The following is a 26,917-nucleotide window of genomic DNA, read 5'->3' as shown; positions in this document are numbered from 1 at the left end:
ATTCTCATCGCTTTAAACATGCAAAAAGAGAGAACCAATCTGATTCTCTCTCGCTGCTGATTATAAGTCAACCCACTACAGTTGACAAAGAGCCATAAAAAAACGCCATAATATCTGAAGAAGACTTTTCTCTAAAGATATTATAGGGTTTTTGAAATGGTTAATGACTCTAGATTAATAAGTTAAAACGAAGTATTTTTTCTTACCACGACGGATAACAGTTAATTCGTTATCAATTTTATCGCTTTCTGAGAGAGTGTAATCTAAATCTTGGATACGTTCGCCGTTGATGTAGATAGCTCCATTTTGGACATCTTCACGAGCCTGGCGTTTTGATGGTGAAATCTTAGAAGAAACAAGAAGTTCAACGATGTTGAGATTGTCATCTGATTGGACAGCGTAGTTTGGAACGTTACTGAGTCCTTGTTTGAGTTCTTTGGCAGAAAGATTTTTGATATTTCCAGCAAAGAGCTGCTCTGTGATGTTAAGGGCTTGTTGGTAAGCTTCTTCGCCGTGAACGAGTGTGACAACTTCACGAGCTAAGATTTTCTGTGCCAAACGTTCATGACGAGCTTGGTCGAATTCTTTTTCGATTTCAGCGATTTCATCTAGTGAGAGGAAGGTAAAGATTTTAAGGAAACGAACAGCATCATCATCCATAACGTTGAGCCAGAATTGGTACATTTCGTATGGTGATGTCTTGTCTGCATCCAACCAGACAGCATTTCCTTCTGATTTACCGAATTTTTTACCAGTTGAGTCGGTAATCAGTGGAACGGTCATGACGTGACCAGTCTTGTCTGCTTTGCGGCGGAGCAATTCTGTTCCGGCAGTCATGTTTCCCCATTGGTCAGAACCACCGATTTGAAGGGTAACGTTGTGTTTATCGTTGAGTTCGTAGAAATCATAGCCTTGCATGATTTGGTAGGCGAATTCTGTATATGAGATACCTGTTTCGATACGTTTTTTAACCGATTCTTTACTCATCATGTAGTTAACAGTAAAGTATTTCCCGACATCACGAAGAAAATCGATAAAGCTGACAGATCCGAACCAGTCGTAGTTGTTGACCATCTCAGCTTTGTTGTCGCCGTTTTCAAAATCGAGGAAACGAGAGAGTTGACCTTGGATTTTAGTGACCCAACCATCAACGGTATCTTTGGTTTGAAGGCTACGCTCTGCATCTTTGAAAGAAGGGTCTCCGATAAGGCCAGTTGCACCACCTACAAGAGCGTAAGGTTTATGTCCTGCTAGTTGCAAGCGACGTGATGTTAGGATAGCAACCAAGTGTCCAAGGTGGAGGCTATCAGCTGTTGGGTCATAACCTGTGTAATAGGATACTTGCCCTTCTGTTAATGCTGTTACTAATGCTTCTTCGTCGGTCGTTTGAAAGACCAAGCCACGTTCTTTAAGTTCTTCGAAAATATTCACGAGCTTTCTCCTTTATAAAATTCATAGTTTACAGGCTATTATATCAAAAATGGCTCTTCGAGTGCAAGCTTTATCAAAGTTTGGTATAATGAATCTCGAGGTATTTTTATGTTTAATTTTAGAAAGAAAGAGAAAAAGGATAAAGATGCTCAGCGTTTAGATGCTCTGGATTTTGTTAGTATCTTTATGAGGACTCTGAAACTTCTATCTGATTTTGTTTATGTATTGCTTATTTTAATGATGATGCTAGGTGCTGGGATAGGTCTCGGTTATCTTGGGAGTCAGATTGATAATGTTAAGGTGCCAAGTCAAGAAACCCTGGTTAAGCAGGTTAATTCGGTGACCTTAGTCTCTCAAATGTCTTATTCAGATGGTTCTTTGATTTCTGACTTGGATACAGACTTATTGAGAACACCTGTTGAGAGCTCTGCTATTTCTCAAAACATTAAACATGCTATTGTATCAACCGAGGATGAAAATTTTGAGACTCACAAGGGTGTTGTTCCCAAAGCCGTCTTTAGAGCGCTTTTAACTTCGGTAGTGGGCCTAGGAGAGACCAGTGGTGGGTCAACCTTGACTCAGCAGTTAATCAAGCAACAGATTCTAGGGGATGATCCGACTTTTAAGCGTAAGGCTAAGGAGCTCATCTATGCCTTGGCTCTTGAGCGGTACATGGATAAGGATGCCATCTTGACAGCTTATCTCAATGTATCTCCGTTCGGGAGAAATAATAAAGGGCAGAATATTGCTGGTGTTGAAGAGGCAGCTCAAGGGATATTTGGGGTTTCGGCAAAGGATTTGACGATTCCTCAGGCTGCTTTCATTGCGGGATTGCCTCAGAGCCCAATTGTCTATTCTCCTTATAATTCCGATGGTAGCCTTAAGGATGCTGATGATTTATCTTATGGGGTTAAGAGGGAGCAGGCTGTTCTTTATAACATGTATCGTTCCTCTTATTTGACCAAGGAAGAGTACGATACCTATAAGTCTTATGACATCACGCAGGATTTCCTGAGTTCAGGTGTTGCTGAGACGACTTCACATGATTATCTGTATTATGCTGTTTTTGATGAAGCACAAGATTTGATGTACGATTACCTCATCAAGCGTGACGGTGTTTCTGATCAGGACTTGAAGAATGATAAGACGAAGCAGGCTTATCAGCAGTTGGCAAAAGAAACTTTGAAAACGGGTGGCTATACAATTAAGACGACTATCAATAAGTCTATCTATGCAGCTATGCAGACGGCTGCAGCTAACTATGGTTCTCTTTTGGATGATTCGACGGGTCAGGTTCAGATGGGGAATGTCTTGATGGACAATTCGACGGGGGCGATTTTAGGATTTGTTGGTGGACGTGATTATAATGAAAACCAGAATAACCATGCCTTTAATTCTTACCGTTCCCCAGGATCCTCTATCAAGCCGATTTTGGCTTATAGTATCGGTATTGATCAAGGTTTCCTTGGTTCGGCATCTATTTTGTCTAACTATCCTGCAACTTTTTCAAGTGGTGAAAAAATCATGCATGATACTAGTGAAGGGACAGGGATGATGACACTTCAAGATGCTCTTAATTCTTCTTGGAACATCCCTGCCTACTGGACCTATCAAAAACTTCTCAATGAAGGTGTTGATGTCAAATCGTATATGTCTAAGATGGGCTATACGATTGATGATTACAATATCGAGAGTCTTCCTCTAGGTGGTGGGATAGATGTGTCGGTCTTCCAACAGACTAATGCCTATCAAACGTTGGCAAACGGTGGTGTTTATAATAAGGGGCACATGGTTGAGAGTATTGTTGATAGTGATGGTGACGTTATTTATCAACATGAAGCAGCTCCTGTTCGTGTCTATTCAGCTGCGACAGCTAGCATCATGGAAGAATTACTACGTGGTGTGATTAAGTCGGGAACAACGACTAGCTTTAAGTCTGTTTTGACAGGTTTGAATGCGACAGCAGGAAATGCAGACTGGGTCGGCAAGACAGGGACTTCTAATAACTACGTCGATTCTTGGTTAGTTGTTTCAACGCCAAAAGTAACACTAGGTTCTTGGTCTGGTCATGATGATAACTCGCCAATGTCTAATAGTTCCGGAACAAATAACAATCGTTATATTGCGAATTTGGTTAATAGTATTTATCAAGCGGCGCCAGATGTGCTAGGGGTATCGGATAAATTCTCCCTAGATTCGAGTGTCATTAAATCAACCGTTCTCAAATCTACAGGTCTTAAAGCGGCGACGGTCTCTGTCAATGGTTCTAATATCTCAGTCTCAGGTGAGACAACGACAAGTTATTGGGCTAAAAATGGAGCTGGCAATACGGTCTATAAATTTGCGATGGGTGGCTCAGATAGTGATTATCAAGACGCTTGGCAAAAAATTCTAAGCGGCAAGTAAAACCTTGCAAAAATAGGAAAAATAAGGTATAATATAGTTAACTATTTGTCGTCTGTTTTAGTTGAAATATTGTCCAACTAAAACTAACAGCAGTTAAATCAAGCTTTTATCAGTCAGATTTAGCTGCTCTTTTTGTGCCTATTTTTTAAAGAAAGGATCTTTGTAACATACATTTAAAGATTCAGAAAATAGCTAAAAGGTCAAATGATTAATGCTACTTACTTAACAAAGTAAGTCCTAATAAGAAAAGGAGCGAAAACTTGGCAGGACATGAAGTTCAGTACGGAAAACACCGTACACGTCGTAGCTTTTCAAGAATCAAAGAAGTTCTTGATTTACCAAATTTGATTGAAATTCAAACAGACTCATTCCAAGATTTCTTGGATTCAAGTCTTAAGGAAGTCTTTGAAGATGTACTTCCTATCTCAAACTTCACAGATACTATGGAGCTTGAGTTTGTTGGTTATGAGTTGAAAGAACCTAAATACACACTTGAAGAAGCGCGTGCACACGATGCTCACTATTCAGTTCCACTTTTTGTAACCTTCCGTTTGGTTAACAAGGAAACTGGTGAAATCAAAACACAAGAGGTCTTCTTCGGTGATCTTCCTTACATGACTGAAATGGGTACCTTTATCATCAACGGTGCAGAGCGTATTATCGTTTCTCAGTTGGTGCGTTCACCAGGTGTTTATTTCAATGATAAGGTTGATAAAAACGGTAAAGTTGGTTACGGTTCAACTGTAATTCCTAACCGTGGTGCATGGCTTGAGCTTGAAACAGATGCAAAAGACATCGCCTACACTCGTATCGACCGTACACGTAAGATTCCATTCACAACCTTGGTTCGTGCTCTTGGTTTCTCAGGTGACGATGAAATCGTTGATATCTTTGGTGATAGCGATCTTGTTCGTAACACTATCGAAAAAGATATCCACAAAAACCCATCAGATTCACGTACAGACGAAGCGCTTAAAGAAATTTACGAACGTCTTCGTCCAGGTGAACCTAAGACTGCTGACTCATCACGTAGCCTCTTGCTTGCTCGTTTCTTCGATGCACGTCGCTATGACTTGGCAGCCGTAGGTCGTTACAAAGTTAACAAAAAATTGAATGTTAAGACACGTCTTCTTAACCAAACAATTGCTGAAAACTTGATCGATGCTGAAACAGGTGAAATCCTTGTTGAAGCAGGCACTGTTATGACACGTGATGTGATTGATTCAATCGCAGAGCACCTTGACGGTGACCTTAACAAGTTCGTTTACACACCAAATGATTTTGCTGTCATTACTGAACCTGTTATCCTTCAAAAATTCAAGATTGTTGCTCCAACGGATCCAGATCGCGTTGTAACAATCGTTGGTAATGCAAATCCTGATGATAAGGTTCGTGCATTGACAACTGCGGATATCTTGGCTGAGATGAGCTACTTCCTTAACCTTGCTGAAGGTCTTGGAAAAGTAGACGATATCGACCACTTGGGTAACCGTCGTATTCGTGCCGTTGGTGAATTGCTTGCTAACCAATTCCGTATTGGTCTTGCTCGTATGGAACGTAACGTTCGTGAGCGTATGTCAGTACAAGACAATGAAGTCTTGACACCACAACAAATCATCAATATCCGCCCTGTTACAGCTGCAATCAAAGAATTCTTTGGTTCATCACAGTTGTCACAGTTCATGGACCAACACAACCCGCTTTCTGAGTTGTCACACAAACGTCGTTTGTCTGCCTTGGGACCTGGTGGTTTGACACGTGACCGTGCTGGATATGAAGTGCGTGACGTGCACTACACTCACTATGGTCGTATGTGTCCGATTGAAACGCCTGAGGGACCAAACATCGGTTTGATCAACAACTTGTCATCATTCGGTCACTTGAACAAATATGGTTTCATCCAAACACCATATCGTAAAGTTGACCGTGCTACTGGTGTTGTTACCAATGAAATTCAATGGTTGACAGCCGATGAAGAAGATGAATTCACAGTTGCACAGGCTAACTCAAAACTTAATGAAGATGGTACTTTTGCAGAAGAAATCGTTATGGGTCGTCACCAAGGTAACAACCAAGAGTTCCCTGCAAGTATCGTTGACTATGTTGACGTTTCTCCAAAACAGGTAGTTGCGGTAGCGACAGCATGTATTCCTTTCTTGGAAAACGATGACTCTAACCGTGCCCTCATGGGTGCCAACATGCAACGTCAGGCTGTGCCATTGATCGATCCAAAAGCACCTTACGTTGGTACTGGTATGGAATATCAAGCAGCCCACGATTCAGGTGCCGCTGTTATTGCTAAACACGATGGTAAGGTTGTTTACTCAGATGCTGACAAGGTAGAGGTTCGTCGTGAAGATGGTTCACTTGATGTTTACCAAGTAACTAAGTTCCGTCGTTCAAACTCAGGTACAGCTTACAACCAACGTACACTCGTTAAGGTTGGCGATATCATTGAAAAAGGTGACTTCATCGCTGATGGACCATCTATGGAAAATGGGGAAATGGCCCTTGGTCAAAACCCTATCGTTGCCTACATGACATGGGAAGGTTACAACTTCGAGGATGCCGTTATCATGTCTGAACGTCTTGTGAAAGAAGATGTTTATACATCAGTTCACTTGGAAGAATTTGAATCAGAAACACGTGATACAAAGCTTGGGCCTGAAGAAATTACTCGTGAAATTCCAAACGTTGGTGAAGAAGCCCTCAAAGACCTTGACGAAATGGGTATTATCCGTATCGGTGCTGAGGTTAAAGAAGGCGACATCCTTGTTGGTAAAGTAACACCTAAGGGTGAAAAAGACCTTTCAGCTGAAGAACGTCTCTTGCACGCTATCTTCGGTGATAAATCACGTGAAGTTCGTGATACATCACTTCGTGTTCCTCACGGTGGAGATGGTATCGTTCGCGATGTTAAGATCTTTACACGTGCTAACGGTGATGAATTGCAATCAGGTGTTAACATGCTTGTTCGCGTCTACATCGCTCAAAAACGTAAGATCAAGGTCGGAGATAAGATGGCCGGTCGTCACGGAAACAAAGGGGTTGTTTCTCGTATCGTTCCTGTTGAAGACATGCCTTACCTTCCAGACGGAACTCCAGTTGATATCATGTTGAACCCTCTTGGGGTGCCATCACGTATGAACATCGGTCAGGTTATGGAACTTCACTTGGGTATGGCTGCTCGTAACTTGGGTATCCATATTGCAACACCAGTCTTTGACGGAGCTTCTTCAGAAGACCTTTGGTCAACAGTACAAGAAGCTGGTATGGACTCAGATGCTAAGACAGTTCTTTATGACGGTCGTACGGGTGAACCATTTGATAATCGTGTATCAGTTGGTGTCATGTACATGATCAAACTTCACCACATGGTTGATGATAAACTTCACGCTCGCTCAGTTGGACCTTACTCACTTGTTACTCAACAACCACTTGGAGGTAAAGCTCAATTTGGTGGACAACGTTTCGGTGAGATGGAGGTTTGGGCCCTTGAAGCTTACGGTGCATCAAACGTTCTTCAAGAAATCTTGACTTACAAGTCAGATGATGTCACTGGTCGTTTGAAAGCTTATGAAGCCATCACTAAAGGAAAACCAATTCCAAAACCAGGTGTGCCAGAATCATTCCGAGTTCTTGTCAAAGAATTGCAATCTCTTGGTCTTGATATGCGTGTCCTTGACGAAGATGACAATGAAGTAGAACTTCGTGATCTTGACGAAGGTGAAGATGATGATGTGATGCACGTTGATGATCTTGAAAAAGCGCGTGAAAAACAAGCACAAGAAGCTGCAGAACTTGCTACTGCAAATACATCAGAAGAAAAATAAGCGTGAGATAGCGAAGCTATCGCCATAATTGTCTCACTCAACATTATTCAGTGAGGTGAAAACGTATTTTATACTGGTACGTTTTTATCCAGCTGAAGCATAAAACTCTTGATGATAGCTCTGCTATTGTCAAAAGAAAAAAGAAAGGTAAAACTAGTGGTTGACGTAAATCGTTTTAAAAGTATGCAAATCACATTAGCCTCACCTAGTAAAGTCCGCTCATGGTCTTATGGTGAAGTTAAAAAACCTGAAACAATCAACTACCGTACGTTGAAACCAGAACGTGAAGGACTTTTTGATGAAGTGATCTTTGGTCCTACAAAGGACTGGGAATGTGCGTGTGGTAAATATAAACGTATCCGTTACAAAGGTATTGTTTGTGACCGCTGTGGTGTTGAGGTAACTCGTGCCAAAGTTCGTCGTGAACGTATGGGACACATCGAATTGAAAGCTCCTGTATCACATATCTGGTACTTCAAGGGAATTCCATCTCGTATGGGTCTTACGCTTGACATGAGCCCACGTGCTCTTGAGGAAGTGATCTACTTCGCAGCTTATGTGGTTATTGACCCTATGGAGACACCACTTGAGCCTAAGTCACTCTTGACAGAACGTGAATATCGTGAAAAATTACAAGAGTATGGACATGGTTCATTTGTGGCTAAAATGGGTGCCGAAGCTATCCAAGATCTTCTTAAACGTGTTGACTTGGAGGCTGAAATCGCTGAATTGAAAGAAGAATTGCGTACAGCATCTGGTCAAAAACGTGTCAAAGCTGTTCGTCGTTTGGACGTTCTTGATGCCTTCTACAAATCTGGTAACAAACCAGAGTGGATGGTGCTTAACATCTTGCCAGTTCTCCCACCAGATCTTCGTCCGATGGTTCAATTGGATGGTGGGCGTTTCGCAGCGTCTGACTTGAATGACCTCTATCGTCGTGTTATCAACCGTAACAACCGTTTGGCACGCCTTTTGGAACTTAATGCTCCAGGAATCATCGTGCAAAATGAAAAACGTATGTTGCAAGAAGCGGTTGATGCGCTTATCGACAACGGTCGTCGTGGTCGTCCAATTACTGGACCAGGTAGCCGCCCACTTAAATCTCTCAGCCACATGCTGAAAGGTAAACAAGGTCGTTTCCGTCAAAACTTGCTCGGTAAACGTGTTGACTTCTCAGGACGTTCCGTTATCGCTGTTGGTCCAACCCTTAAAATGTATCAATGTGGTGTGCCACGTGAAATGGCTATCGAGCTCTTCAAACCATTTGTGATGCGTGAAATCGTTGCACGTGATATCGTGCAAAACGTTAAGGCTGCAAAACGTCTTATCGAACGTGGCGATGACCGTATCTGGGATATTCTTGAAGAGGTTATCAAAGAACACCCAGTTCTTCTTAACCGCGCCCCTACCCTTCACCGTTTGGGTATCCAAGCCTTCGAACCTGTTCTTATCGATGGTAAAGCGCTCCGCCTTCACCCACTTGTATGTGAGGCCTACAATGCCGACTTCGATGGTGACCAAATGGCCATCCACGTCCCATTGTCAGAAGAAGCACAAGCAGAAGCTCGTCTTCTCATGCTTGCCGCAGAGCACATCCTTAACCCTAAAGACGGTAAACCAGTCGTAACTCCATCTCAGGATATGGTTCTTGGTAACTACTATCTTACAATGGAAGATGCTGGTCGTGAAGGTGAAGGTATGGTATTTAAAGACCGTGATGAAGCTGTTATGGCTTACCGCAATGGCTATGCTCACTTGCACTCACGTGTTGGTATCGCTGTTGATAGCATGCCGAATAAACCTTGGAAAGACAACCAACGTCATAAAGTGATGATCACAACTGTTGGTAAAATCTTGTTTAATGATGTCATCCCTGATGATCTACCATACTTGCAAGAACCTACTAACGCTAACTTGACAGAAGGTACACCAGATAAATACTTCTTGGAACCAGGTACTGATATCAAACCAGTTATTGAATCATTAGACATCAATGTTCCATTCAAGAAGAAAAACCTTGGAAATATCATCGCTGAAACGTTCAAACGTCTCCGTACAACAGAAACATCTGCCTTCCTTGACCGTTTGAAAGACCTTGGTTACTACCATTCAACACTTGCTGGTTTGACAGTGGGTATTGCCGATATCCCAGTTATTGACAACAAGGCTGAGATTATCGATGCTGCTCACCACCGTGTTGAAGAAATCAATAAAGCCTTCCGTCGCGGTTTGATGACAGATGATGACCGTTACATCGCTGTTACAACAACATGGCGTGAAGCTAAAGAAGCACTTGAAAAACGTCTGATTGAAACACAAGATCCTAAGAACCCAATCGTTATGATGATGGACTCAGGAGCTCGTGGTAACATCTCTAACTTCTCACAGCTTGCCGGTATGCGTGGTTTGATGGCTGCTCCTAACGGACGTATCATGGAATTGCCTATCCTATCAAACTTCCGTGAAGGTCTTAGCGTTTTGGAAATGTTCTTCTCAACTCACGGTGCTCGTAAAGGTATGACCGATACAGCCCTTAAGACAGCCGACTCAGGTTACCTTACACGTCGTTTGGTTGACGTTGCCCAAGACGTTATCATCCGTGAAGATGACTGTGGAACAGACCGTGGTCTTCTCATTTCAGCTATCACAGATGGTAAAGAGGTTACAGAAACTCTCGAAGAACGTCTTCAAGGTCGTTACACTAAGAAATCCGTTAAACACCCAGAAACAGGTGAGACAATCATTGGCCCTAACAAGTTGATTACTGAAGATAAGGCTGCTGAAATTGTCAAAGCTGGTGTTGAAGAAGTAACTATCCGCTCAGTCTTTACATGTAACACGCGTCACGGTGTTTGTCGTCACTGTTATGGTATCAACTTGGCAACAGGTGATGCCGTTGAAGTTGGTGAAGCAGTTGGTACAATCGCTGCCCAATCTATCGGGGAACCTGGTACACAGCTTACCATGCGTACCTTCCACACGGGTGGGGTAGCCTCAAATACCGATATCACTCAGGGTCTTCCTCGTATCCAAGAGATCTTTGAAGCACGTAACCCTAAAGGGGAAGCTGTTATTACAGAGGTCAAAGGTACCGTTATCGAGATCGAAGAAGATGCTTCAACGCGTACTAAGAAAGTCTTTGTTCAAGGTAAGACTGGTATGGGTGAGTACGTTGTACCATTTACAGCTCGTATGAAAGTTGAAGTTGGTGACGAAGTTCACCGTGGTGCAGCTCTTACAGAAGGTTCAATCCAACCTAAACGTCTCCTTGAAGTGCGTGATACCCTTTCTGTGGAAACTTACCTTCTTTCAGAAGTTCAAAAAGTTTACCGTAGCCAAGGGGTAGAAATCGGTGATAAACACGTTGAGGTTATGGTTCGCCAAATGCTTCGTAAAGTTCGTGTTATGGATCCAGGTGATACAGATCTTCTTCCAGGTACATTGATGGACATTTCTGATTTCACAGATGCCAATAAAGATATTGTTATCTCTGGTGGGGTTCCTGCGACATCACGTCCAGTCCTTATGGGGATCACTAAAGCATCTCTTGAAACAAACTCATTCTTGTCAGCAGCGTCATTCCAAGAAACAACACGTGTTCTTACAGATGCCGCTATCCGTGGTAAGAAAGATCACCTTCTTGGTCTTAAAGAAAATGTTATCATCGGTAAGATCATCCCAGCTGGTACTGGTATGGCTCGCTACCGCAACATTGAACCACAAGCTGTCAATGAAGTAGAAGTGATCGAAGAAACAACTGCTGAAGTGGTTGAAGAAGTTGTAACAACAGATGCAGAATAATCATTAAAGAGAGTTGGAGCTATCCAGCTCTTTTTAAGTAATATCCCTCATTATTCTGACTATTAAAATAATTTGATGTTTCGAGCAAATATTTTTAACTATTTCAAAATTTCCTATATAATGAAGGTCTAGAAAAGGAAGTTAGGAAGCGTATGTATCAAGTAGTAAGCATGTTTGGAGATTTTGAGCCCTGGTGGTTCTTGGAGGATTGGAAAGAGGACATTGTTTCTGTTCGGGAATTCGAGAATTATTATGATGCTTTAAAATACTATAAGCAACTGTGGCAGGATTTGAGAGAAACGTATCCTCACTTTGATAGTAAGAGTTCTATTATGAGCGCTTTTTGGACAGAAGACGAGCAGCGCTGGTGTGAGGAATGCGATGAGGACCTGCAGCAGTATCACTCTATTTTGCTTTTGACTGATTGGCAGGAAATTCCTAGTGAGTGGCGTCGTCCAGGCTATAGTCGTTGTAATGCAGAAGGTATGCATTCGACTTGTTCACTGAGAAGATAAGATAAAAAAGGTTGGTTTTTACCAGCCTTTTTTGATTTTTAGCGAATAATATAGTTGAGGAGGTCCTATGGTTCAAGACTTGGCAAAGCAAATTATTGGCAAAGCTGTTGAGGTAAATGCTCAGGATATTTATTTGATTCCCAAAGAAGGAAGCTATGAGCTTTACATGCGTATTGGAGATGAAAGGAGATTTTGTGATGTTTTTGAGTTTGATCGCTTGGCTAGTCTTATTAGTCACTTTAAATTTGTCGCAGGAATGAATGTTGGTGAAAAGCGTCGTAGCCAGTTAGGATCCTGTGACTATAGTTATACTCAAGGAGAAGAGGTTTCCTTACGTTTATCGACGGTTGGAGACTATCGAGGCTATGAGAGTCTCGTCATTCGCTTGCTCTACTCGGGAAAGCAGGAGCTAAGATTTTGGTTTGAAGAAGATCTTAAGAAACTTGTGACAGCTGTTAACGAGCGTGGGCTTTATCTCTTTTCAGGACCTGTAGGTAGCGGTAAGACCACTCTTATGTATGAGTTGGTCAAGCAACGTTATCCAGACAAGCAGATTATTACCATCGAAGATCCTGTTGAAATCAAACAAGATCATATGTTGCAGCTACAACTGAATGAGAGTATCGATATGACTTATGATAGCTTAATTAAGTTGTCACTGCGTCATCGTCCGGATGTGCTTATCATTGGTGAGATTCGTGATGCCAAAACTGCTCATGCGGTTATCAGGGCTAGTTTGACAGGTGCAACTGTTTTTTCAACGATTCATGCCAAGAGTATCCCAGGCGTTTACGCTAGGTTGTTGGAACTAGGCATTAGTGAAAAAGAGTTGGAAAATAGCTTGCGCGGGGTTGCCTATCAACGTTTGGTTGGGGGAGGGGGTGTGATTGACTTTGTCCAAAATCAATTCCAAGACCATTCAGCAGAAGAATGGAATCGCAAAATTAACAGCCTTTTTGCAGAAGGACATCTCACTTGGGAACAAGCACAGAGCGAAAAAATTAGCGATTAAACGTCAGAGAAAAGTCATTCAACTCTTTAATAACCTTATGGCTTCTGGTTTCAATCTGACGGAGATATTAACCTTTTTAGAACGTAGCCAGCTGCTGGAAGATAGCTATATCCAAAGGATGAGGAAGGTCCTCTTAAATGGACAGGGCTTGCCTGAGATGATGTCTCAGCTTGGCTTCTCTGATTCTGTGGTGACCCAGTTGTCCTTGGCAGATGTACATGGCAATACTCATCAAAGCCTACAAAAGATAGAAAGTTACTTAGCCCATCTCAGTCTCGTGAGAAAGAAAGTTATTGAAGTAGCGACTTATCCTCTGTGTCTGTTGACTTTTTTAGTCTTGATTATGCTAGGGTTAAAAAATTATCTGCTACCGCAACTCGATGGTAAGGGAAATGCAGCTAGTCTAATCATCAATCATTTTCCGATGATTTTTCTTACTGGGATAGCCACGCTTCTGATAACAAGTCTGCTTCTAATCGTTTTGGCTAGGCGTCTATCACCAGTCTTACTTTATAGTCGTCTGGCTAGATTGCCCTTTATTGGTTATTTAGTACGTCTGTATTTGACTGCTTACTATGCTCGTGAATGGGGCAATTTGATTGGGCAGGGTGTTGAGCTGGTGGCTATTGTGAGGTTGATGCAGGAACAGAAATCCAAGCTCTTTCAAGCTATAGGTGAGGACATGGAAGCAGCTCTTCTGGCAGGTAGGACCTTTCATGAGAAGGTGTTGGATTATCCTTTCTTTTTGAGGGAGCTTAGTTTGATGATAGAGTATGGGGAGGTCAAATCAAAATTAGGAAGTGAGTTAGAAATTTATGCGGAGGAAACTTGGGAAAGGTTCTTCACTCGAATGACACAGGCGACACAATTGATCCAGCCCTTGGTATTTTTACTGGTTGCTGTGATGATTGTACTCATTTATGCGGCAATGCTCTTGCCTATGTATCAAAGTATGGAGGTTTTATCGTGACAAAATGGTTATTGAAATTGAAAAAGGCTACTGCTAAAGGATTTACCCTTGCGGAAATGTTGGTGGTTTTGTTGATTATCAGTGTGCTGATGCTTTTGTTTATTCCAAATCTTAGCAAGCAAAAAGAAGCGATTCAGGATAAGGGAAATGCTGCGGTTGTCAAGGTGGTGGAGAGTCAGGCAGAAGTCTATGAGTTAAATCATGATGATGAAGCGACCTTATCGAAATTAGTTTCAGCCGATCAAATCACTGCTAAACAACAGAAAGCTTATCAAGATTACTATGCGAAGAATAAGACAGGTGAGACTGCACAAATTGCCAACTAGGGCATTTACATTACTAGAGAGTCTTTTGACCTTATCGATTGTATCTTTTTTACTAATAGTAGTGGCTGGTTCGGTTAGGACCAGCTTTCGTCAAGTAGAGGAGAATTTGTTTTTGCTCCATTTTGAACACCTTTATCGTGAAAGTCAGCAGTTGAGTATAGCTGGTCAAAGAGAAGTTAGCCTCAATGTGACTCAGGATAGTATTCAGAGCGACATACAGACCATCGAGTTGCCGAAAAGTGTCAGGATCAGCAAGCCGATTCATCTGGTCTTTTCGAAAGACGGGGGAAACTCTTCTTTGGCTAAGGTGGGCTTTCAGTTGTCAAATAAGCAGGTTTACTATCAATTGTATCTAGGGAGTGGTAAGTATCGTAAAACGGAAGATTAAAGCCTATATCTTATTGGAAAGTTTGACAGCCTTGGGACTCTTGACCTTTATTGTGAGTCTTGTCTTGTCGGCTATTGATAGCACGAGAAGAGACTTAGCCAGCTACAATCATGATAGGGAAGTCCTACTGGTTGCTCGACAGGCTCTGCAGACTGGTCAGGACCAACTAAGTTTAAATGGCTATGAGGTGAGAGTGGTCAAACAGGCTAATAGCTGGGCTATTTTTAACGAGGGTAAGGAAGTGTTACATGTTTCAAAGAAGTAAGCAATTGGCTGCTTTTACACTGATGGAGTGTCTGGTTGCTTTGCTCCTTATAGCTGGTGCTGTTCAGGTTTATCAAGCCATGACTCAGCTCTTGGTGGCAGATGTCAGGCAGATTAGGAAACAAGAAACCGAAGACTGGCTCTTGTTTGGACAGCAGCTGAGTTTAGAGTTATCTGAAACCACGTTTGAGCGGCTATCGGATAACAAACTCTATGTGCGTAAGGGGAATCAAGAGCTAGCTTTCGGTCAGAGTAAGGCGGATGATTTTCGTAAGACCAATGCTGACGGAAGAGGTTACCAGCCTATGGTGTTCGGTTTGTCTAAGACGACTATCACAGGGGATGCTAGGCGTGTTCAGATTAAGCTAACTTTTAAAAATGGTTTAGAAAGGACCTTTATTTATGCTTTTAAGAATGCGACTTAGAGCAGGCGTCCTCCTTTACAGCCTTCTCATGGCAGCTGTTTTCACCTTACTCTTACAGTTTTATATTGCCCGAGTGACTAGTCAAAGTAAACTGGCACAGGAGCAGTTGCTCAGTCAAAAAGCTTATCTTGCAGCTCTTATGACCCGTCAAATAGCAGAGCAGTCAGAAGGACGGTTGGTCATAGAAGGAGGTAGCGTTCATTATCAAAAAGATGGTAAGCAGCTAGCACTCACTGTAAATCTGAGAGATAAAAACTATCAGTTTCGTTTCCCTCAAGAGTCCAAAGAGGAGCAATCTGACTCAGAAAAGCCTAAGAAAGTATCGGATCAATCAGCTCCCTCTACAAATCAAGATCAGAAAACCACTGCTTCTGATGAAAAGCCGTCTTAGTCTGCCATTTCTGCCTCCAAACTTTTAAAAGCCATCATTTTTTGATATGATAGGGTGCGGAGGAAATCATGAATTTTGAACATATTGAAACAGCTTATGAGCTGATTTTAGAAAATATCCAGTTGATTGAAAATCAAATCAAGACCAATCTCTATGATGCTTTGATAGAACAAAATAGTTTTTATCTAGGTGCTGAAGGAGCACCTGAAGCAGTTGCGGCAAATAATCAAAGGTTGGCAGCTCTTGAGTTGACACAAGAAGAGTGGCGTCGAACATTCCAGTTCGTCTTTATCAAGGCGGCTCAGACAGAGAAGTTACAGTTTAATCATCAGTTTACTCCTGATGCAATTGGTTTTATCATTCTATTCTTACTTGAAAATTTAACAGATAGTCAGGAATTGGATGTTCTTGAAATTGGAAGTGGTACAGGTAATCTGGCAGAGACTATCCTTAATAACAGTGCTAAGACTCTGGATTATATGGGAATTGAGGTCGATGACCTTTTGATTGACCTGTCAGCATCGATCGCTGAGGTGATGGGGTCAAAAGCCCACTTTGTTCAAGAAGATGCGGTTCGACCACATATTCTTAAAGAGAGTGATGTGATTATTAGTGATTTACCAGTAGGCTATTATCCCAATGATGACATCGCCAAGCGTTACCAAGTGGCTGCGACAGATGAGCATACCTATGCCCACCATCTTTTGATGGAACAATCACTCAAATATTTAAAACAAGACGGAATTGCTATCTTGCTAGCTCCAACCAATCTGTTAACCAGTCCACAGAGTCATTTGTTGAAAGCGTGGTTGCAAGGTTATGCTGATATTTTAGCGGTTATTACCTTACCTGAAACGCTTTTTGGGAATAAAGCGCAGGCAAAATCTATTTTTGTTTTGAAAAAACAGTCCTTACAAGCTCCTGAAACCTTTGTTTATCCCTTGTCAGATATTCAAAATCGTGATGTTCTTCTAGAGTTTATGGAAAATTTCAAAAATTGGAAACATAATGATAGCAAATGTAACTAATTTTGATATAATAGTGTGTGTTACAGAAAACGTTTGCAGAGAGGTGTACTTATGTCAAAAACAATTGCAATCAATGCTGGTAGTTCCAGCTTAAAATGGCAACTTTACAACATGCCAGAAGAGCAAGTTCTTGCTGCTGGTTTGATCGAGCGTATCGGATTGAAAGATTCGGTATCAACAGTAAAATTTGATGGTCGTAAAGAGGAGCAAGTTCTCGATATTAAAGATCATGTTCAAGCTGTTAAGATTCTTCTTGATGACTTGATTCGTTTTGAAATCATTGCAGCCTATGATGAGATCACAGGAGTTGGTCACCGTGTCGTTGCGGGTGGTGAGATCTTTAAGGAGTCTGTTCTTATCGAGGGTGATGTCTTGGCTCAGATTGAAGAATTGTCTGCTCTTGCACCCCTTCACAATCCAGCCAATGCAGCTGGTATCCGTGCCTTCAAGGAGTTGCTCCCAGAAATCACAAGTGTTGCTGTTTTTGATACCGCCTTCCACACAACGATGAACGATTACACTTACTTATATCCAATTCCACGTAAGTATTACACTGAGCATCAAGTTCGTAAGTACGGTGCTCACGGAACAAGCCACCAATATGTTGCGAGCGAAGCCGCTAAATTGTTGGGTAAACCACTTGATCAAGTGAAGTTGATTACTGCTCACATCGGTAACGGGGTATCAATCACAGCTAACTATCATGGTGAATCAAAAGACACATCAATGGGCTTCACACCGCTTGCTGGTCCAATGATGGGAACACGTTCTGGTGATATTGATCCAGCTATCATTCCATATCTTATCGAGCATGATCCAGAATTGACGGATGCTGCCGCTGTTATCAATGTCCTCAACAAACAATCAGGTCTTGCTGGTGTATCAGGTATCTCAAGCGATATGCGTGATATTCTTGCTGGTGTAGAAAATGGCGATGCTGATGCTATTGTTGCTTACAAGATGTTTGTTGACCGTATCCAAAAATATATCGGTCAGTACTTTGCTGTCCTTAATGGTGCAGATGCTCTTGTCTTCACAGCGGGTATTGGTGAGAATGCGGTTGCGCTTCGACGCGATGTGATAGCAGGTCTATCATGGTTTGGCATGGAAATTGATCCAGAGAAGAATGTTTTTGGTTACACAGGTGACATCACAACAGTAGACTCAAAAGTGAAAGTCTTGGTGATCCCAACAGACGAAGAGTTGGTGATTGCGCGTGACGTTGAACGTTTGAAAAAATAAAGAAAACGAACTGAGGTCGTACAGCTGACGATCTCAGTTTTGCGTTTAAAAAATTGTTGGTTAGTATTTTTGATAGTGTACCTTTGTCAATGATGTGAGACCAAAAACGTAACTTTGAAGATAACCATTTGTTAAGCTTTATTAGGAGCTAGCTCCTAATAAAGCTTTTCTGATATCGATAGGAGATTGCCAGCCTAAAGTTTGCATAGGTAGTCTATTGGAATGATCCAGGTATTTCTTCATCTGCTTGATGAGGTCTTCATAGGAGTAGAAAGATAAGTTTTGGTAGAAACGTCTATTGTCATTTCGATGACTGCGTTCTACCTTTCCATTATGTATAGGCGTTCGTGGTCGAATCAACTTGTGTTCACTATCTAATTCCTGACAAAGTAGGTCAAGTGGGTGTACTTGTTTAGTCTCCTTGAAATGGGTAAACTCAAAACCATTATCCGTTTGAATAATTTTGGGTTTGTATCCAAAGTGTTTAATGGCCATGTGAACAAACTGAACAGTTGAATGAGAAGATTGTTCCTTGAATGGATAGATAAAGCGTTCTCGGCTGGCCTCGTCAATGATGGTATACTGGTAGAATTTATCAGGTAACTGACCAGTGTAGCAGTGAGTTGGTACGTATTTGACATCCATCTGCCACTTGATACCGAGTTTAGTTGGCGTGTCATATGGTTTCGGTACATAAGTTTTTTGCTTTGTTTTAGGGGATTTGAAGAACTCCAGTTTTCTCAAGATGCGAAAGAGAGAGCAGGGTAGCGTTACAATTGTTGGTTAGTATTTTTGCAGGACAAATGCATGAAACAGTTATTTCCGAATTATAGTACAGTTTAAAGTAGATACTCTCAATGCTTTTCCTATAGCAAAACAGCTCAATAATAAAACGTATTTTTGAAAAAGCCGAAAATTGAAATACAAAAAGCTTTGCTTTCTTGCTAAAAATCTTTCATGCGATTGTCGTGGTATTTTTGATAGACTAGTGCATTTTGAGGTGTTTTTTGATATAATAGTTATCACAACTAGAAAACGCTTACAGAGAGGTAGCTTATGTCAAAAACAATTGCAATTAACGCAGGTAGCTCAAGTTTAAAATGGCAACTATATGAGATGCCAGAAGAAGTAGTTCTTGCCAAAGGATTAATTGAACGTATCGGTTTGAAAGATTCAGTATCAACAGTTAAATTTGGTGAGTGTAAAGAGAGTCAGACGCTTGATATCGCAGATCATGTACAGGCAGTCAAGATTCTTTTAGACGACCTCATCAGATTTGAGTTGATTACTTCCTATGATGAAATTACAGGAGTTGGTCATCGTGTTGTTGCAGGTGGGGAGGCTTTTAAAGCGTCTGTTCTAATTGACGATGAAGCACTAGCTAAGATTGAAGAGTTGTCTGCTCTTGCCCCCCTTCACAATCCAGCTAATGCAGCAGGTATTCGTGCCTTTAAGGAGTTATTACCTGATATTACAAGTGTTGCGGTGTTTGATACCGCCTTTCATACAACGCTTAATGATTATGCTTACTTGTATCCGATTCCACGTAAGTACTATACAGACTACCAAATTCGTAAGTATGGGGCTCATGGAACAAGTCACCAGTATGTCGCACAAGAGGCAGCTAAACTCTTGGGACGCCCTTTGGAGGAACTTAAGCTCATTACGGCTCATATTGGAAATGGTGTGTCTATCACAGCTAACTACCATGGGGAGTCTAAGGACACCTCAATGGGATTTACCCCACTTGCAGGTCCAATGATGGGAACACGTTCTGGCGATATTGATCCAGCTATCATTCCTTATTTGATTGAACATGCTCCTGAGTTTGATGATGCAGCTGCTGTTGTCAATATGCTCAATAAAGAGTCAGGTTTACTTGGAGTCTCTGGCATCTCTAGCGACATGCGTGATATTGAGGATGGCTTGCAAAAGCAAAATCCAGATGCTGTTCTTGCCTATAATGTCTTCATTGATCGCATCAAAAAATTTATTGGTCAATATCTAGCTGTCTTAAATGGAGCGGATGCTATTGTTTTCACAGCAGGTATGGGAGAAAACGGATGGCTCATGCGTCGTGATGTGATCGAAGGTCTGACTTGGTTTGGAATGAAGCTTGATCCAGAAAAGAATGTTTTCGGCTACACAGGTGACATTTCAGCACCAGATTCTAAGGTTAAGGTTCTTGTTATCCCAACCGATGAAGAATTGGTGATCGCTCGTGATGTGGAAAGACTAAAAGCTTAATTTGTTATCACAATATTATGATAAGACCAGGAAAGTTGGCTGAGAAATCAGTCAGCTTTTTTGATTTGATGTATAATTATTAATAATTTTATTTGAAAACAGATTTGAAAATTGTTAAACTAGTGTCATATTTTTATTGTTAGTTTTATAGACATCAAAGGAGCTATAAATGGAAAATCTAAAACAACAGTTGGGGGAACGGATTAGGAAACTCAGAGAAAAACAAGGATTAACTAGAGCAGAATTTTGTCAAACTGAGGAAGAGTTGACAAGTAAACAATTGATGCGCATAGAGTTGGGACAATCATTGCCAACACTTATCAAACTTCAATTTATCTCTCTAAGGCTGGGTGTAGAAGTATCCGATCTAATAGGTGATACTAGTCTAGAGCTACCTGAAGATTATATTAAAGTTAAGTATCAGTTGGTAAGGACACCGACTTATGCAGATAGGGAGAGGATAGAAGCTAAGAAAGTCCTTATAGATGGTCTCTATAATCGTTATTATAATTTTCTTCCAGAAGAGGAGCTTTTGACATTGGACATTATAGAGCGATTTTTAAATCTGGCAGAAACGGGAGAGGATTTACTTATTGAGGAGATTTATGGAGACTATCTTAATCAAGTTATGAGAAAGAAAGTCTATACTTTAAATGATTTACATATCATTGATTATTTTGCATTGCAATGTCAGGATTTGAACTATCAAAAAGCAAAATTAGATCATTTTAAAAAATACCTTTTAAAGCAGGAGGTATCAGTAGATGATAATTATAATATTGGTCTGCTATCAGCTCTTGTTACGAGTCTCGGTGCTTATTATTTACATGGTGAGTTAGAGGTACTTTTAGAGATAATTAACAGGTTACATGATATTGTGAGCAAGACACTACTCTATGCTTATACACCTGGTATTTTATGCTTTGAAGCAAAATATTATCTCTCTCATCAGGACAGAAAAAAAACCAAAGAGCTCTACCAGAGGGCGATAATACTGGCAGAGCAAATTGGCGATTCGGTCCTTATCAAAAACCTTAAAATGGAGATGACAAGCGACCTTGGCTAAAGGACAAGAATGTCTCTTTACTTCGGCAAATCAAGTGCTATAATAATTTTAATTTTAGTGAAATGGAGAATAGCTATGTCTGATATTCAGATAAAGGTTGATAAACTTTCAAAGAAATTTAAAGATACCGTTGCTCTTGAGCAAGTCTCTTTTGAGGTTAAAAAGGGTGAAATTTTTGGTTTTCTAGGACCTTCGGGTGCTGGTAAGACGACAACGATTAATATTTTGACCAATCAATTATCACCTGATGAAGGGAATGCAGAGATTCTAGGAAAAAATCCCAAACAACTTCATTCAGAGGATTTAATGAAACTAGGAATCATGAGTGATACGGTTGGTTTTTATGAAAATATGACAGTCTATCATAATCTTGTCTTTTTTGCACGTTTTCATGATATTCCACTGAAAAGAGTAGATCAATTGCTCAAAAAGTTGAATCTTTATGATGACAGAAAGAAAAAAATGAAGAAGATTTCAACAGGAATGAAGCAGAGATTACTTCTAATTCGTGCTATTCTTCATGAACCAGATATTGTATTCCTTGACGAACCAACATCTGGTATGGATCCTACCCTGTCTCAAAAGGTACACGAGCTTTTAATGGAGCTTAAAGAAAAAGGCTGTGCTATTTTCCTAACGACACATAATATGCAAGAGGCAACAAAGTTGTGTGATAAGATTTCCCTTCTAAACAAGGGGAAGATTTTGGAGTATGGAAGTCCTCAATCAATTATTGATAAGTATCATACAGATCCCCATACTCATATTCGTTATAAAGATGGCAGTGAAAAACTTATTTTGACAGAAGATTTGGGAGATTATTTGAGTGCAGATGTGGTGAGTATGCACACGCTTGAGCCAAGTTTAGAAGCGATTTTTATTGCATTAACGGGGGAAAAATGGCATGACAAGTAAAGTAAAAAGTTTGATTTGGTTACGTTGGCAATTTTTAATGAGCAATAAATTTCTTCTCTTTTTAGCCATATCGCCTATTATTTACCTTTCATTGCTGACGATAGTTGGAAACAGTGAGACGAATGTTCTTTATATGGGAACTGGAGTGAGCAGTATTTACAGTCTGACAGCAGGTTCTTTTTTGGCTATGATGATTTCGGAAGAAAAGGAAAAGAAAAACTTAAAAACCTTGATTTTATCTGGTGTCAAAGAAGGTGACTATATTATATCAGCCATCCTCTTTCCAGTGCTATTTGCAGTTTTAGAGGTGGTATTACTTCCTTTTATCTTCCAGATTAAATCGATGGACTGGTTGACCTTTTTACCTGTTGTTTGCCTGACAGTGGTGTTCTTTGTTTTGATCAACCTTTTAATTGTTTTTCTAACAAAGTCACAAACACAGGCTACCCTATTTAGTATCAGCCTCTACTTTTTAGCTACCTTTCTCCCCATCTTAGCTGATCAGAGTCGGCTAGTAAAGGTCATTCTAGACTGGTCTTTCTATGGGGCGACAACGCGCTATTTCAGTAAAGTAGGAGCGTATTCTCTAACTGATACGAGTTTTTATGCTTTGATAGTGTGGGTTATTCTTGTGGGTATTGTGACTGTCTTTGCCTATAGACGTAATCGTTACTTGGTTTAGTAACCTAAAAATGATTGACAAGGTATTCATTGTCAATCATTTTTTATGATTCAATCGTTCGCTGTATCTTGTGAGCGTTCGATGATGTCGCCTGTTTGGGCACTGATTTTATAATCGTATTCGACTTGAGCCTTGCTATCGATGAATTCGACGTCATAGACAGGGACGGTGTCATCAATGTCGTATTGAACACTTAGATTGAGGGTGCCAGTCTCATCTAGTTTAGCGTCTTTTAAGGCGATTGCTTTAGCTTCTTCTGGAGAAATAGCTGCGCTACTTGTATTGGTATTAGCTGAGTTGCTGCTATTGGCAGTGGTGCTACTTGAAGTAGAGGCAGAGCTCGGCGTGTTGTTATGTGATGCCCCTGAGCTTGTTTCTTGATCGCGCTCTAAGATGTCTCCTGTAGAGGCATTGATAGTGTAGTCGTATGAGGCATTAGCTGTTTGGAAACTAAAGTCATAGGTTGCCTTTAAACCGTCTCTGTCTTTTTCGAGTCGGCTAAAGAGAAGGTCTGATTCGTTGACACCGGCATTATTGAGGGCGATTTGCTTAGCTTCTTGACTGGATAGCGTGTAGCCTACGGTCTTGTAAGCATAGAAGGCAAGTCCAGATATGAGAACCAGAGTAAGGATGGCTCCAAGAATGATTCTCGTCATTTTCTTTGTCATAAGATTACTCCAATCATTTAAATATACATTTATTATATCTAAAATGTATATAAAATGTTAGGAAAAAGTGTGGCAAATGCTTTAAAGTTCTTTGGCTTTTTGGATAGTTGTGTCAATGGCAGAGCTGACCGAATGAGTAAGACCTGTACGCTCTAAGTCCATGAGACCAGCGATGGTTGTCCCTCCAGGACTACAAATCTTGTCAATCAGATCATGAGGGCTGTCCTCACCTGCTAGTAGATTCTCAGCGCTAGCTAGGACGGTTTGGCTGACAATCTCAAGCGACTGTGCCTTGGTCAAGCCGTTCTTGACGCCAGCCTTTGCCATAGCCTCGATGAAGAGGTAGATGTAGGCAGGGCTTGAGCCAGCGAGGGCTGTAAAGGTGTCAAAGTCTTTCTCAGCAATCTCAAAACTCGTTCCAAAGCTATCTGTGATAGTCTTGGCAGTGGCAAAAAGCTCCGCAGTCACCTTGTCATTAGCACAAAGGGCAGTTGAACTTTTGAGAATTTGAGCATTGAGGTTGGGCATGATGCGAATGAGTGGTAGGTCAGGGCTTGTCAGACTGGCAAGCCGTTCTAAGGTCACACCAGCAGCCATACTCATGATAGGTTGCTTGAAAGTGAGGTCTGATAAAACTTTCTCAAACATCTGAGGCTTGATACCAAGGATAACGAGGTCAGCTTGGTCAATCAAGTCTTGGTGTGATGAGCTGGCTGTGACACCGAGTTGTTCTGCGATTTCTTGAGAGCGTGCAGGTGTCGAACCTGAGACGATGATGTCGTGCTCTGTCTTTTTCAAACCAGTGATGATGGCGCTAGCCATTTTCCCTACACCGATAAATCCAATTTTCATAAGGTCTCCTAGTAGTTTTTGATCAAGTCAACAGTTGAACGGTCGAGGCGTTTGACGATGGCTTGTAGGAAGGCTTGGGCTTCAAGGAAGTCATCCATAGCATAAAGGGTCTGGTGAGAGTGGATGTAACGGGCACACACACCGATAGTGGTTGATGGGACACCGCCGTTTTTAAGGTGGGCAGCACCAGCATCAGTTCCGCCTTTGGCAGCATAGTATTGGTACTTGATGCCAGCTTCTTCAGCAGTTGTGAGGAGGAAGTCCTTCATGTTTGGCAACATGATGTGACCTGGGTCGTAGAAGCGAATGAGCGTACCGTCTCCGATAGCACCTTGACCGCCATAGATGTCACCAGCAGGTGAGCAATCAACAGCAAAGAAAAGCTCTGGGTCAAACTTGGTCGTTGAGACATGAGCGCCACGCAGACCGACCTCTTCTTGGACATTGGCACCAGCAATCAAGGTGTGTCCAAGTTTTTCATTTTGAATATTTTTCAAGAGTTCTGCAACCATGAGGACGCCGTAGCGGTTGTCCCAAGCCTTTGAGATGACATTTTTTTGGTTGGCTGTTAGGATAGTCTCAGATTCTGGAATGATGGTGTCACCAGGAAAGACACCAAAGCTGTTGGCTTCTTCTTTGCTAGCAAATCCTGCGTCAAAGACGATGTCAGAGACTTGTGGCAGGCTAGCTCCGCCATTTGCTCCGCGTAGGAAGTGAGGAGGGACAGATCCAGAGATAACAGGATAGACACGACCGTCACGTGTGTGGAGGGTGAAACGCTGTGAGCTAACCACAAGCGGATTCCAACCACCGAGCTCAACCACACGAAAAGTACCGTCAGCCTTGATGTCGCTGATCATAAAGCCAACCTCATCCATGTGGGCGGCGACCATAATCTTAGGTGCATCAGTGTCTTGATGTTGGCGAATACCGAAAATGCCGCCTAGTCCGTCTGTCTCGACCTTGTCTACCAAGGGAGTGATTTTTTGGCGGAGGTAGTCACGCACAGGTGCTTCGAAGCCTGATGTGGCTTTTAGTTCTGTGATTTCTTTGATGTTATCGAATAATAGGGTCATGTGGACATCCTTTCTCTTCTTGGGTTTACTATCCCTTATATTTTAGCACGCTTTATGGTAAAATAAAGGTTATGAAACGAAAAAATCTCATCTTCTTGGCGACGGCGGTATCGGTAGTTGGCCTTTTAGCTTTGACAAAAGAGCGTCATCGTCTCAGGGAAGATCATAAGCAAGAAGACATGATGGCTCAGTTGCGCAGCTATTTTTCACAAAAAGGAGACATCCAAGTGGTCTATGTCAATACTTACGACAAGTCTGACGAGGCAACAACTGGAGGTGTTGTTATGGAAGATGGCAGACAGTTTGAGTTCACCTATTATGAGGGAGAGATTCTCTCGAGGGAGGTTAACCATGATTAAAAACCAGAGTTTAGAGGATTTGGCAGGCCATGTGACGGCAGAGGGAAAAACAGTCTTTCTTTTCACTGCTGACTGGTGTGGGGATTGTCAGTACATCTACCCTTTCTTGCCAGAAATTGAGGCAGCGAATCCTGACTTTACTTTTGTTCAGGTGGACCGTGACCAGCATATGGACTTGGCTCAGCAGTGGAATGTATTTGGAATTCCTAGCCTTGTTGTGACTGAAAATGGTCGCGAAGTTGGGCGTCTGGTCAATAAGCTGCGCAAGACCAAGGATGAGATTAACGCATTTTTAGCAAATTTAACATAAGATAGAGGAAAGAAAAAAATGATTTTTGCATACAATAAAGAACATGTCGGTGATGTCTTGATGGTGATTTTCCAAGATACTAAGGATGTTAAGCGTTCAGTTGAGCGTAAGGGAAAGGTTGGTCGTGTTTACCTTGATGAGACAGGTGAAACTTTGGCTTGGAATATCTTTGAAGTATCAAGCTTGATTGATATTGAGGGAAATGGTCAAGTCTTTTTGACAGATGAACAAGTGGCAACTTTGAATGCTGAGCTTGTCAAAGAAGGTTTTGAAGCCAGCCTTGAGAATGACAAGAGTCCTAAATTTGTTGTGGCTGAGATTGTCGAAATGGTTGACCACCCAGACAGCGATCACCTCCACATCTGTCAGGTTGAAATCAATGACGGGCAACGTGTTCAAATTGTTTGCGGAGCTCCAAATGCGGCTCAAGGTCTCAAAACGGTTGCCGCTCTTCCAGGTGCCATGATGCCAAGCGGCAGCCTGATCTTCCCAGGAAAACTTCGTGGCGAAGATAGCTTTGGCATGCTTTGTTCAGCACGTGAATTGGAATTGCCAAATGCTCCTCAAGTGCGTGGCATCATTGAACTTGCTGACGATGTCACTGTCGGCGAAAGCTTTGGCTCTTTGTCAACTGTAGTGGGTTGACTTATAATCAGCAGCGAGAGAGAATCAGATTGGTTCTCTCTTTTTGCATGTTTAAAGCGATGAGA

General features: G+C 41.6%; 24 protein-coding genes and 1 pseudogene. 20 read left to right on the top strand and 5 right to left on the bottom strand.

Features of this window, described 5'->3' with window-relative positions:
* Window positions 1-174: 174 nt before the first annotated feature.
* Window positions 175-1,431: a tyrosine--tRNA ligase gene (gene tyrS, locus JOC31_RS07780; RefSeq protein ID WP_205017596.1), complete on the bottom strand. Its 1,257-nt coding sequence runs from the start codon at window positions 1,429-1,431 to the stop codon at window positions 175-177.
* Window positions 1,432-1,539: 108 nt separating this feature from the next.
* On the opposite strand from tyrS, the gene pbp1b reads away from it, so the two are divergent.
* From pbp1b to JOC31_RS07715, 13 genes are all read left to right on the top strand, one after another.
* On the top strand, window positions 1,540-3,837 hold the full coding sequence (gene pbp1b, locus JOC31_RS07775) for a penicillin-binding protein PBP1B (RefSeq protein ID WP_205017595.1): 2,298 nt from the start codon (window positions 1,540-1,542) through the stop codon (window positions 3,835-3,837).
* A 260-nt stretch (window positions 3,838-4,097) separates the two neighbouring features.
* Window positions 4,098-7,670, top strand: a complete 3,573-nt coding sequence (gene rpoB / locus JOC31_RS07770) for a DNA-directed RNA polymerase subunit beta (RefSeq protein ID WP_205017594.1) — start codon at window positions 4,098-4,100, stop codon at window positions 7,668-7,670.
* Window positions 7,671-7,826: 156 nt separating this feature from the next.
* On the top strand, window positions 7,827-11,471 hold the full coding sequence (gene rpoC / locus JOC31_RS07765; protein WP_205017593.1) for a DNA-directed RNA polymerase subunit beta': 3,645 nt from the start codon (window positions 7,827-7,829) through the stop codon (window positions 11,469-11,471).
* A 152-nt stretch (window positions 11,472-11,623) separates the two neighbouring features.
* Complete coding sequence (locus JOC31_RS07760; RefSeq protein WP_205017592.1) at window positions 11,624-11,986, top strand: DUF1033 family protein; 363 nt, start codon at window positions 11,624-11,626, stop codon at window positions 11,984-11,986.
* Between the two features lie 67 nt (window positions 11,987-12,053).
* Window positions 12,054-12,998: a competence type IV pilus ATPase ComGA gene (gene comGA, locus JOC31_RS07755; protein ID WP_205017591.1), complete on the top strand. Its 945-nt coding sequence runs from the start codon at window positions 12,054-12,056 to the stop codon at window positions 12,996-12,998.
* Window positions 12,880-13,968: a competence type IV pilus assembly protein ComGB gene (gene comGB / locus JOC31_RS07750; RefSeq protein ID WP_239551721.1), complete on the top strand. Its 1,089-nt coding sequence runs from the start codon at window positions 12,880-12,882 to the stop codon at window positions 13,966-13,968. The genes comGA and comGB overlap by 119 nt, the downstream gene beginning before the upstream one ends.
* Window positions 13,965-14,294 (top strand): competence type IV pilus major pilin ComGC, encoded by a 330-nt coding sequence (comGC, locus tag JOC31_RS07745; RefSeq protein WP_205017590.1) that lies wholly within the window; start codon window positions 13,965-13,967, stop codon window positions 14,292-14,294. Before comGB ends, comGC begins: the two co-directional genes overlap by 4 nt.
* Complete coding sequence (gene comGD / locus JOC31_RS09970) at window positions 14,251-14,682, top strand: competence type IV pilus minor pilin ComGD (RefSeq protein WP_205017589.1); 432 nt, start codon at window positions 14,251-14,253, stop codon at window positions 14,680-14,682. Before comGC ends, comGD begins: the two co-directional genes overlap by 44 nt.
* Complete coding sequence (gene comGE, locus JOC31_RS07735; protein ID WP_205017588.1) at window positions 14,654-14,947, top strand: competence type IV pilus minor pilin ComGE; 294 nt, start codon at window positions 14,654-14,656, stop codon at window positions 14,945-14,947. Before comGD ends, comGE begins: the two co-directional genes overlap by 29 nt.
* Window positions 14,931-15,371: a competence type IV pilus minor pilin ComGF gene (comGF, locus tag JOC31_RS07730; protein WP_205017587.1), complete on the top strand. Its 441-nt coding sequence runs from the start codon at window positions 14,931-14,933 to the stop codon at window positions 15,369-15,371. Before comGE ends, comGF begins: the two co-directional genes overlap by 17 nt.
* Window positions 15,349-15,762 carry a competence type IV pilus minor pilin ComGG gene (comGG, locus tag JOC31_RS07725; protein WP_205017586.1) on the top strand — a complete coding sequence of 138 codons (414 nt, stop codon included), beginning with the start codon at window positions 15,349-15,351 and terminating at the stop codon, window positions 15,760-15,762. Before comGF ends, comGG begins: the two co-directional genes overlap by 23 nt.
* Before the next feature lie 68 nt (window positions 15,763-15,830).
* Entirely contained in the window at window positions 15,831-16,790 is a 960-nt protein-coding gene (locus JOC31_RS07720; protein WP_205017585.1) for a class I SAM-dependent methyltransferase, read from the top strand.
* 51 nt (window positions 16,791-16,841) lie between these two features.
* Window positions 16,842-18,032 (top strand): acetate kinase, encoded by a 1,191-nt coding sequence (locus tag JOC31_RS07715; protein ID WP_205017584.1) that lies wholly within the window; start codon window positions 16,842-16,844, stop codon window positions 18,030-18,032.
* A gap of 141 nt (window positions 18,033-18,173) precedes the next feature.
* Here JOC31_RS07715 and JOC31_RS07710 read toward each other — a convergent pair.
* A pseudogene (locus JOC31_RS07710) lies at window positions 18,174-18,797 on the bottom strand (DDE-type integrase/transposase/recombinase); the annotation flags it as partial.
* Window positions 18,798-19,088: 291 nt separating this feature from the next.
* On the opposite strand from JOC31_RS07710, the gene JOC31_RS07705 reads away from it, so the two are divergent.
* From JOC31_RS07705 to JOC31_RS07690, 4 genes are all read left to right on the top strand, one after another.
* The gene (locus tag JOC31_RS07705) at window positions 19,089-20,279 is read left to right on the top strand and encodes an acetate kinase (RefSeq protein ID WP_205017583.1); all 1,191 of its coding nucleotides are present in this window, start codon (window positions 19,089-19,091) and stop codon (window positions 20,277-20,279) included.
* 169 nt (window positions 20,280-20,448) lie between these two features.
* On the top strand, window positions 20,449-21,345 hold the full coding sequence (locus JOC31_RS07700; protein ID WP_205017582.1) for a helix-turn-helix domain-containing protein: 897 nt from the start codon (window positions 20,449-20,451) through the stop codon (window positions 21,343-21,345).
* A 75-nt stretch (window positions 21,346-21,420) separates the two neighbouring features.
* Window positions 21,421-22,260 carry an ABC transporter ATP-binding protein gene (locus tag JOC31_RS07695; RefSeq protein ID WP_205017581.1) on the top strand — a complete coding sequence of 280 codons (840 nt, stop codon included), beginning with the start codon at window positions 21,421-21,423 and terminating at the stop codon, window positions 22,258-22,260.
* Window positions 22,250-22,942, top strand: a complete 693-nt coding sequence (locus JOC31_RS07690) for an ABC transporter permease (protein WP_205017580.1) — start codon at window positions 22,250-22,252, stop codon at window positions 22,940-22,942. The genes JOC31_RS07695 and JOC31_RS07690 overlap by 11 nt, the downstream gene beginning before the upstream one ends.
* A gap of 50 nt (window positions 22,943-22,992) precedes the next feature.
* Here JOC31_RS07690 and JOC31_RS07685 read toward each other — a convergent pair whose 3' ends face one another.
* From JOC31_RS07685 to pepA, 3 genes are all read right to left on the bottom strand, one after another.
* Complete coding sequence (locus JOC31_RS07685; protein ID WP_205017579.1) at window positions 22,993-23,610, bottom strand: PepSY domain-containing protein; 618 nt, start codon at window positions 23,608-23,610, stop codon at window positions 22,993-22,995.
* Window positions 23,611-23,691: 81 nt separating this feature from the next.
* Window positions 23,692-24,462 carry a pyrroline-5-carboxylate reductase gene (gene proC, locus JOC31_RS07680; protein ID WP_205017578.1) on the bottom strand — a complete coding sequence of 257 codons (771 nt, stop codon included), beginning with the start codon at window positions 24,460-24,462 and terminating at the stop codon, window positions 23,692-23,694.
* Window positions 24,463-24,470: 8 nt separating this feature from the next.
* On the bottom strand, window positions 24,471-25,538 hold the full coding sequence (gene pepA, locus JOC31_RS07675; protein ID WP_205017577.1) for a glutamyl aminopeptidase: 1,068 nt from the start codon (window positions 25,536-25,538) through the stop codon (window positions 24,471-24,473).
* Window positions 25,539-25,609: 71 nt separating this feature from the next.
* On the opposite strand from pepA, the gene JOC31_RS07670 reads away from it, so the two are divergent.
* From JOC31_RS07670 to ytpR, 3 genes are read left to right on the top strand one after another with little or no spacing between them, the layout of a single operon-like run.
* Window positions 25,610-25,897 carry a DUF4651 domain-containing protein gene (locus JOC31_RS07670; protein WP_205017576.1) on the top strand — a complete coding sequence of 96 codons (288 nt, stop codon included), beginning with the start codon at window positions 25,610-25,612 and terminating at the stop codon, window positions 25,895-25,897.
* Window positions 25,890-26,207, top strand: a complete 318-nt coding sequence (locus JOC31_RS07665; RefSeq protein WP_205017575.1) for a thioredoxin family protein — start codon at window positions 25,890-25,892, stop codon at window positions 26,205-26,207. The genes JOC31_RS07670 and JOC31_RS07665 overlap by 8 nt, the downstream gene beginning before the upstream one ends.
* An 18-nt stretch (window positions 26,208-26,225) precedes the next feature.
* Complete coding sequence (gene ytpR / locus JOC31_RS07660; protein WP_205017574.1) at window positions 26,226-26,852, top strand: YtpR family tRNA-binding protein; 627 nt, start codon at window positions 26,226-26,228, stop codon at window positions 26,850-26,852.
* The last annotated feature ends 65 nt before the right edge of the window (window positions 26,853-26,917 follow it).

The organism is Streptococcus saliviloxodontae (genome assembly GCF_016908655.1).
Classification (GTDB): Bacteria; Bacillota; Bacilli; order Lactobacillales; family Streptococcaceae; genus Streptococcus; species Streptococcus saliviloxodontae.
Note: the sequence above shows the minus strand (reverse complement) of the source record. Positions and strands in the feature narration are given on the sequence as shown.

Coding starts and splice junctions, on each gene's coding strand:
- JOC31_RS07685 (WP_205017579.1), bottom strand. CDS start 23,610: ATGACAAAGAAAATGACGAGAATCATTCTTGGAGCCATCCTTACTCTG.
- JOC31_RS07670 (WP_205017576.1), top strand. CDS start 25,610: ATGAAACGAAAAAATCTCATCTTCTTGGCGACGGCGGTATCGGTAGTT.
- pbp1b (WP_205017595.1), top strand. CDS start 1,540: ATGTTTAATTTTAGAAAGAAAGAGAAAAAGGATAAAGATGCTCAGCGT.
- JOC31_RS07695 (WP_205017581.1), top strand. CDS start 21,421: ATGTCTGATATTCAGATAAAGGTTGATAAACTTTCAAAGAAATTTAAA.
- ytpR (WP_205017574.1), top strand. CDS start 26,226: ATGATTTTTGCATACAATAAAGAACATGTCGGTGATGTCTTGATGGTG.
- JOC31_RS07705 (WP_205017583.1), top strand. CDS start 19,089: ATGTCAAAAACAATTGCAATTAACGCAGGTAGCTCAAGTTTAAAATGG.
- comGA (WP_205017591.1), top strand. CDS start 12,054: ATGGTTCAAGACTTGGCAAAGCAAATTATTGGCAAAGCTGTTGAGGTA.
- comGG (WP_205017586.1), top strand. CDS start 15,349: ATGCTTTTAAGAATGCGACTTAGAGCAGGCGTCCTCCTTTACAGCCTT.
- proC (WP_205017578.1), bottom strand. CDS start 24,462: ATGAAAATTGGATTTATCGGTGTAGGGAAAATGGCTAGCGCCATCATC.
- JOC31_RS07690 (WP_205017580.1), top strand. CDS start 22,250: ATGACAAGTAAAGTAAAAAGTTTGATTTGGTTACGTTGGCAATTTTTA.
- pepA (WP_205017577.1), bottom strand. CDS start 25,538: ATGACCCTATTATTCGATAACATCAAAGAAATCACAGAACTAAAAGCC.
- comGD (WP_205017589.1), top strand. CDS start 14,251: ATGCGAAGAATAAGACAGGTGAGACTGCACAAATTGCCAACTAGGGCA.
- JOC31_RS07665 (WP_205017575.1), top strand. CDS start 25,890: ATGATTAAAAACCAGAGTTTAGAGGATTTGGCAGGCCATGTGACGGCA.
- JOC31_RS07760 (WP_205017592.1), top strand. CDS start 11,624: ATGTATCAAGTAGTAAGCATGTTTGGAGATTTTGAGCCCTGGTGGTTC.
- JOC31_RS07715 (WP_205017584.1), top strand. CDS start 16,842: ATGTCAAAAACAATTGCAATCAATGCTGGTAGTTCCAGCTTAAAATGG.
- JOC31_RS07700 (WP_205017582.1), top strand. CDS start 20,449: ATGGAAAATCTAAAACAACAGTTGGGGGAACGGATTAGGAAACTCAGA.
- comGF (WP_205017587.1), top strand. CDS start 14,931: ATGTTTCAAAGAAGTAAGCAATTGGCTGCTTTTACACTGATGGAGTGT.
- JOC31_RS07720 (WP_205017585.1), top strand. CDS start 15,831: ATGAATTTTGAACATATTGAAACAGCTTATGAGCTGATTTTAGAAAAT.